Here is a 6,738-nt window from a genome sequence, read left to right as displayed (position 1 = left end):
CCCACCGCCTGTCCACCATCCGCGCCGCCGACCAGATCCTGGTCCTCGAGGACGGCCGCGTCGTCGAGCGTGGCACCCACGCCACCCTCCTCAACGCCGACGGCCGGTACGCCGAGCTCTACCGAACCCAGTTCGCCGACGACCCGGTGGCCCCTGCCACCGTCTGAGCGAAAGGTCTGTTCAGCCCAGCGCCCCGGTCGTGGGGGCTGGGCTAGCGGTCGTCGCCAGGAGCATGGTCATGGTCGGCATGCCGTAGCGCGGTGACGATCGTGAGGGTGGGGGTGCGACCTGCTTCGGTGTGGCTGAGCATGGCGTATTCGGCCAGGCGTTCGTCGCCCGAGGAGATCGCGTCGATGAGGTGCTGGTGTTCGTCGCGCTGTTCCTCGGTGTTGCGTTCGGTGGTGAGGAAGAACAGCCAGGCCATCCGGGCGAGGATGGTGCGCATCAGCTGAGTGAGCAGCGAGTTGCCGGACAGTTCCACGATGGCGCCGTGCAGCTTCGCGTTCGTCTCGGCGATCCGGAGCGGATCACCAGAATCGGTGGCCTCCTGCGCTTCTCGCAACGCGGCCCGCAGGGGCGAGCTGTCGTGCCCCTGCCTGATCCGGGCAGCGGCGAGTCGGGCCGCCAGCGGTTCCAGGCCGATGCGGACATCGAAGAGTTCTTCCACCGCGGTGGCATCCCAGGACCGCACGACCGCGCTGCGACGCGGCAGCGCGCTGACGATGCCGTCGAATTCGAGTAATGCCAGGGCTTCTCGCACCGGCAGGCGCGAGGTGCCGAGCATGGCGGCCAGGCGCGCCTCCGGCAGTTTCTCGCCTTCGCGGTACTCCCCCGTGATGATCGCGCGGCGCAGATCGTCGTATATCCGTCGCGTCTGCGAAGTGTCGTCGACGACTTCGACCGGCGGACGTAGGTTTCGGGCCACCCGAACAGTCTACGAAGCCGCGCCGATGGTGACGGCCGGCGATCGCGCAGTCTAGCGGCGGACCTACCGAATTCAATCCGGTAGACCAAATATATCTTCGTCCACCTCAAACCACCTGCAAACCAGCCTGCCCCGCGGGTCGAGTATGGGCCTTGACAAAGGCATTCCTGCCGGTTGGCAGCATCGAAATCATTCACGGACCCGAAACTTTCGGAACACAATGGGGATACACGGGAATCCAATTCTGTATACCGAATAACATTCTCGGCACACAGAGAGGATCAGTGTTGGCCGTCTATCTGATCCGCCGCCTCATCCAGGCGGTGATCACCGTGTTCGCCGTCATCTCGCTGGCGTTCCTGCTCGGCAGATCGACCGGAAGTCCCGTGGCCTCTCTCCTGCCGGAAACGGCGAGCGAGGCCGACATCGCGGCGCTGGAAGCCGAACTCGGCTTCGACAAACCGCCGCTGACCCAGTACTTCGACTACGTGACCGGCGTGCTGTCCGGCGATTTCGGTGACTCGTACCAGCAGACCGGCACCTCGTCGATGACGCTGGTCCTGCAACGCCTGCCCGCTTCGCTCCAACTCGGTGTCGCGGGCTTCGCGATCGGTCTCGCACTCGCCTTCGCCGTGGTGCTCGCCATCCACCTGAGCGGCCGCTGGTCGCTGCGCGGGGTAGCGCTCGGTGTCGGCGCGGCGCGACTGGCGGTGCCGGACTTCCTGTTCGGGCTGCTGCTGGTGCTGGTGTTCTCGGTGACGCTCGGCTGGTTGCCCTCGCTCGCCGGTGCCGACCCGCTCGCGATCATCATGCCCGCCCTCACCATCGCCACCGCGCAGTTCGTCGTCTACTCACGGCTGCTGGACAATTCGCTGGTCGCCGAGAGCTCCCAGGACTATGTGTGCACCGCGTACGCGCGCGGCGAGCGCAGATCCTCGGTGCTCCTGCGCGATGTGCTGCCGAACGCGCTGCTGCCGGTGCTCACCATCTCCGGAATCACGCTCGGCACGCTGCTCGGTGGGCTGGTGATCGTCGAAAACGTCTTCGCCTGGCCCGGTTTGGGCACGTTGATGCTCGACGCGGTGTTCAACCGGGACTTTCCGGTGGTCCAGTCCGGGCTGGTGGTGATCGCGACCATCTTCGTGATCGTCAACTTCGGGATCGACGTCCTCTACGGCGTCATCGATCCGAGAGCGAGAGTCCGATGATCCGTCCCCGCGACTACGCCACGATCGCGGGCGTCGCCATGATCCTCGCAGTCGTGCTGTTCTCCCTGCTGTATCCCCTCTTCCCTGGTTACGACCCCTACGGGCAGGAACTCGCGGCCGCGTTCTCCGCGCCGTTCACCACCGGGAACTACCCGCTCGGAACCGATTCGCTCGGTCGCGATCTGGCGAGCAGACTGGCGCTGGCCGGACGGATCACGCTCGGGTTGGTCCTGGTGATCGTGCTGGTCAACGCGGTGATCGGCATGACGGTCGGCACCGTGTCGGGCTACTTCCGCGGTGTCACCGACAGCGTGCTGATGGGTGTCTCTGATGTACAGCTCGCGGTCCCGATGACGCTGGTGATCATGGCGGTGTCGGCGATACGCGGGCCGAGTACCGCGCTGATGGCGACGATCCTCGGCGTCACCTTCTGGGTCGGCTATGCCAGGGTGGCGCGCTCGGTCGCGCTCGGGCTGTCCGGTCGCGATTTCGTGATCGCGCCGAAACTGCTCGGCGCGCGCTCTGGCTGGGTGATGCGCAAGCACGTCGTCGGGCACGTCACGGTCCCTGTGCTGATTCTGGCGACCGCCGATCTCGGCAATGTGCTGATCATGATCTCGTCGTTCGACTATCTCGGCCTCGGCGTGCAACCACCCACTCCCAGTTGGGGATTGATGATCACCGACGGACAGAAGTACCTGCGCCAGGCGCCCTATCTGACGATCGTTCCGGCGGTGGCACTGCTGCTGGTGATCGGCGGAACCCTGTTGGCCAGCCGGCGATTCACCGATGAAGGCCAGGGGTTGCGCCGAGTTCGACGGGCACCACGCGCTCGCCGGGGCCCTCTCGCGAAAGAGGTTGTGGCATGAGCCCATTGCTGGAGATCACCGATCTCACCGTCGGCTACGAGACAGCCGCGGGCGACCGTGTGGTGCTCGTCGACGGGGTGAGCCTGCGCCTGGAGGAGGGCGAGGTGCTCTGTCTCGTCGGCGAATCCGGATCGGGCAAGTCGGTGACGATGCTCGCCGCCCTCGGCCTGCTCCCCCCGGCATTGACGATCTTCTCGGGCAGCGTGCGTTTCCGCGGCGACGAACTCGTCGGCGCCGACGACGAAACCCTGCGACGCCTGCGGGGCGCCGAACTCGGCATGGTCTTCCAGGACCCGATGACCACCCTCAATCCGGTGCGCCGGGTCGGCACGCAGATCGGTCGCGCGCTGGCGGTGCATCAGCGGCTCGACGCAAGGAAACGCAAGCAGCGCGTAGTCGAACTCCTTGCCTCCGTAGGTATCCCACAACCGGCCGAGCGGGCGCGCGCCTATCCCCACCAGTGGTCGGGTGGTATGCGCCAGCGCGCGGTGATCGCCATGGCGATGGCCAACGATCCGGCGGTGCTCATCGCCGACGAGCCGACCACCGCGCTCGACGTGACCATCCAGGCCCAGCTCATGGAGGTGCTGGCACAGGCTCGCGCCCGCAGCGGCGCGGCGATGGTGTTGATCACCCATGATCTCGGGTTGGTCGCCCAGTACGCCGATCGGGTGGCGATCATGTACGCGGGCCGGGTCGTCGAGACCGGCACGGTGTGGCAGATCTTCGACGACGCCGCCCACCCGTACACCCGTGGCCTGCAGGGCAGTCTGCTCGGGCAGGCGGGCGCGGGCCGCGCCTACGCCATCCCCGGCTCGCCACCGTCACCGACGAAACGTCCGGCCGGGTGCGGGTTCGCCCCGCGTTGCGAGTTCGCGGGCAAGAGCCGCGAATGCGACACAGCCCCACCACCTCTCGTCGCCACCGGCGACGGTCGCGCGCTCGCCTGCCCGCCCGCGCTCGCTGCCCCTCTCCGAGAGGACATTTCGGCATGACCGTGATCGGAACCGCAGAGGAAGTGATCCGGGTCGACGGCCTCGAGGTGAGCTTCACCAGCAGGCGCGGTCTCACCGGCAAGCGCAGACTGCGAGCCCTCGACGGCGTGAGCTTCGGGGTCGTACGCGGTGAAACCTTCGGCCTGGTCGGCGAATCCGGTGGCGGGAAGTCCACGCTGGTCCGCACGATCTTCGGCATCAACACCCCGACCGCGGGTTCGGTGCGCATCCTCGGCCACGACCTGGCCGCCCTGCGACCGGCCGCGCGCAGGGCGCTGCGCAACCGGGTGCAGCTGGTGTTCCAGGACCCGTACTCCTCCCTCGACCCGCGAATGAGCGCGCACGACATCATCGCCGAACCGCTCCGGATCGCGGGCGGCTACTCCCGCGCCCGCGTGCTCGAACTGCTCGACCAGGTCGGGCTCGGACCGGACGCGCTCGACCGGCGCCCGGCCGAGTTCTCCGGCGGACAGCGGCAACGGCTCGGGATCGCCAGGGCGCTCGCGCCGAGGCCGGAGGTGCTGGTGCTCGACGAACCGGTGTCCGCGCTCGACGCCTCGGTACAGGCCCAAGTGATCAACCTGCTCCAAGACCTGCAAGAACAGCTCGGCCTGTCGTATCTGTTCATCGCCCACGATCTCTCGGTCGTGCGGCACCTGTCGGACCGGGTCGCGGTGATGCATCTGGGCAAGCTCGTCGAGATCGGCGCCACCGAGGACGTGTTCACCAGTCCCCGGCATCCGTACACGCGCGCGCTGATCGCCTCGGCTCCCGTACCCGACCCCCATCAACGCCGCCGCGACACCTCGACGCTGATCCGCGGCGAACTCCCCGATGCCGCGAATCCACCGAGCGGCTGCACCTTCCGCACCCGCTGCCCGTCGGCGACCGGCGAATGCGCCACGCGCATACCGGAACTCGAGCCGCTCGGGCCCGCCGGGCATGTCGCGGCGTGCCTGCATCCACTTCCCCGCTCCACGAAAGATTAGGAAACCCATGAGACCGATCACCCGCAGTGTGGCTACCGGACTCGCGATCCTCGCGTTCTCCACCGTCACCCTGAGTGCCTGCGCACCCGCGGGCACCGACACCGCGTCCACGAAGACCCTCGTGGTCGGCGCGGTCACCGAACCGACGGACGTGCCGGACCCGATCAGCGACGGTTCGCTGGCAGGCTACAACTACTACTTCGCGACCTTCGACCAGCTCGCCCGATTCGACGCGGAAGGCGTGATCGGCCCGAAGCTCGCGACCTCGTGGGAGCACAACGCCGATTTCACCCAGTGGACGTTCACGATTCGTGAGGACGCGAAGTTCCACAACGGCGAACCGGTGACAGCCTCCGATGTCGCGTTCACCTACAACCAGATCAAGGCGACACCCAACGGCGATCCGGCCACCTATATGGAGATGTTCACCTCCGCCGCCGCCGGTCCCGGCAATACCGTGGTGTTCAGCCTCAACGCCCCCTTCTCCGCGTGGCCGACCATCACCACCGGCGTCTCGATCGTGCCCGAAAGTGTTTACACCAAGCTCGGTTCCGCGGGATTCGCGGCCGCACCGGTCGGCTCGGGGCCGTTCGTGTTCGACCACTACACGCGCGGCGTCGAATACGTCGTCAAGCGCAATCCGAACTACTGGGGCGACAAGGCCGCACTGGAGACCGTGACCTTCAAGACGGTGGCCGACGCCGACGCCCGACTCAACGGTGTTCAGTCCGGCAGTCTCGATGTGGCCTTGATTGCGCCCAATCAGGTTGCCGCCGTCGATGGTTCGAAGAGTGTGCACATCGAGTCGCGGGTCTCCAACGGCGTCACCTTCCTCGGCATGAACACCACGGCGGGTCCGCTGGCCGACCAGCGGGTACGCGAGGCGATCGCACTGTCGATCGACCGGGACGCCATCGTCAAGAGTCTGCTCGCGGGCCGCGCGACGGTCGACAGCCAACTGGTCGCCAAGAACGTCGGCGGCTACGACCCGAAATATTCTGCGCCGGTGCGTGATACGGCCAAGGCCAAACAGCTGCTGGCCGCGGCGGGCTACAACGGCACGCCGATCCCCTTCCAGTACGCGACGAACGGACGCATCCCGCTGAGCTCCGAGATCGCCCAGTCGATCCAGGCGAACCTTGCCGAAGTCGGCATCACCATCACCCTGCACGGCACCGACCAGAGCAGCCATTCCCAGATGATCTACACGAAGAAGGCCGCCACCGGCATCTACCTCAACACCTACGCGCCGTCCACCATGGACGGCGACGCCCCGATCGCCTCGATGTTCGGCGGGCAGTGGAACGACTACGCGATGCTGCCGGAAACCCAGGCCCTGGTCGCCAAGACCCGGACCGTCGCCGGACAGGCCAGGATCGATGTCTACCGAGATCTGTTCACCCTCAACGATTCCAAGGCGCTGCTGCTCGGCCTCTACACCCCCGATGCCAGCTACGCGGTGGACCCGGCGCTGAACTGGAAGCCGCGGGCGGACGGGATGATCACCGTCGACGCCGCGACCTTCGGCAAGGACTGAGCGCGTGGGTGATTCGCTGTTGATCACTGACGTTCGCCCCTGGGGCGGCCCGCCGGTGGACCTGCTGATCGAGAACGGCACGGTGGCCGCGGTATCCGCGGCCACCGGTTCGCCGGTGCCCGCCGGCGACCTCGTCGACGGCGCGGGCCGGTTGATCCTGCCCGCACTGTCGGATGTGCACCTGCATCTCGACTCGAGCAGGCTCGGGCTGCCGT

6 protein-coding genes and 1 pseudogene are annotated in these 6,738 nt (G+C 67.1%); 6 read left to right on the top strand and 1 reads right to left on the bottom strand.

Annotation, left to right across the window (positions count from 1 at the left end):
- Positions 1-211: 211 nt before the first annotated feature.
- Positions 212-925: a GntR family transcriptional regulator gene (locus ACFWF3_RS18970; protein WP_379314666.1), complete on the bottom strand. Its 714-nt coding sequence runs from the start codon at positions 923-925 to the stop codon at positions 212-214.
- A 287-nt stretch (positions 926-1,212) separates the two neighbouring features.
- Here ACFWF3_RS18970 and ACFWF3_RS18965 point away from each other — a divergent pair, with 287 nt between their 5' ends.
- The 6 genes and pseudogenes from ACFWF3_RS18965 to ACFWF3_RS18940 all read left to right on the top strand — a co-directional run.
- Complete coding sequence (locus ACFWF3_RS18965) at positions 1,213-2,133, top strand: ABC transporter permease (protein WP_379314665.1); 921 nt, start codon at positions 1,213-1,215, stop codon at positions 2,131-2,133.
- A complete protein-coding gene (locus tag ACFWF3_RS18960; protein WP_379314664.1) occupies positions 2,130-3,002 on the top strand; it encodes an ABC transporter permease in 873 nt (290 codons plus the stop codon). The genes ACFWF3_RS18965 and ACFWF3_RS18960 overlap by 4 nt, the downstream gene beginning before the upstream one ends.
- Positions 2,999-3,997, top strand: a complete 999-nt coding sequence (locus ACFWF3_RS18955) for an ABC transporter ATP-binding protein (RefSeq protein WP_379314663.1) — start codon at positions 2,999-3,001, stop codon at positions 3,995-3,997. Before ACFWF3_RS18960 ends, ACFWF3_RS18955 begins: the two co-directional genes overlap by 4 nt.
- A complete protein-coding gene (locus ACFWF3_RS18950) occupies positions 3,994-4,986 on the top strand; it encodes an ABC transporter ATP-binding protein (protein ID WP_379314662.1) in 993 nt (330 codons plus the stop codon). Before ACFWF3_RS18955 ends, ACFWF3_RS18950 begins: the two co-directional genes overlap by 4 nt.
- 7 nt (positions 4,987-4,993) lie before the next feature.
- Positions 4,994-6,523 (top strand): ABC transporter substrate-binding protein, encoded by a 1,530-nt coding sequence (locus ACFWF3_RS18945; RefSeq protein ID WP_379314661.1) that lies wholly within the window; start codon positions 4,994-4,996, stop codon positions 6,521-6,523.
- Between the two features lie 4 nt (positions 6,524-6,527).
- A pseudogene (locus ACFWF3_RS18940) lies at positions 6,528-6,738 on the top strand (cytosine deaminase); the annotation flags it as partial.

The organism is Nocardia sp. NPDC060220 (assembly GCF_042727815.1).
Taxonomy (GTDB): Bacteria; Actinomycetota; Actinomycetes; order Mycobacteriales; family Mycobacteriaceae; genus Nocardia.
The sequence above is the reverse complement of the archived record's forward strand: the minus strand, read 5'-3'. Positions and strand labels throughout refer to the sequence as shown.